Origin of the sequence: Escherichia albertii NBRC 107761 = DSM 17582 (assembly GCF_000759775.1) — a bacterium.
Taxonomy (GTDB): Bacteria; Pseudomonadota; Gammaproteobacteria; order Enterobacterales; family Enterobacteriaceae; genus Escherichia; species Escherichia albertii.
Map to the genome: position 1 here is coordinate 1 of NZ_BBMY01000233.1, position 581 is coordinate 581.

Here is a 581-nt window from a genome sequence, read left to right on the forward strand (position 1 = left end):
GCACAGAAAACCCCCAGCTAGGCTGGGGGTTCTGGAAAGCTTTCAGCTTTGAGCCAGTTATTAAAACCCCTTTTGATTTGTTAAAACACCTTGCGGTCTGGCAACTGCAAGTGTCAAACAAGAAATCAAAAGGGGGTCCCAATGGGGAACGAAAAGAGCTTAGCGCACACCCGATGGAACTGTAAATATCACATAGTTTTTGCGCCAAAATACCGAAGACAGGTGTTCTACAGAGAGAAGCGTAGAGCAATAGGCAGTATTTTGAGAAAGCTGTGTGAGTGGAAAAGCGTACGGATTCTGGAAGCTGAATGCTGTGCAGATCATATCCATATGCTTGTGGAGATCCCGCCCAAAATGAGCGTATCCGGCTTTATGGGATATCTGAAAGGGAAAAGCAGTCTGATGCTTTACGAGCAGTTTGGGGATTTGAAATTCAAATACAGGAACAGGGAGTTCTGGTGCAGAGGGTACTACGTCGATACGGTGGGTAAGAACACGGCGAAGATACAGGATTACATAAAGCACCAGCTTGAAGAGGATAAAATGGGAGAGCAGTTATCGATTCCCTATCCGGGCAGCCC

General features: G+C 46.5%; 2 protein-coding genes. Both read left to right on the forward strand.

The genetic code is table 11. The features are described from left to right. Positions 1–185: hypothetical protein (locus EA14781_RS25560; RefSeq protein WP_042336429.1), on the forward strand; the 185-nt coding region annotated here is incomplete at its 5' end. After that, on the forward strand, positions 142–581 hold a 440-nt coding region (gene tnpA, locus EA14781_RS22270; RefSeq protein ID WP_019842014.1), incomplete at its 3' end, for an IS200/IS605-like element IS200C family transposase. The genes EA14781_RS25560 and tnpA, both read left to right, overlap by 44 nt.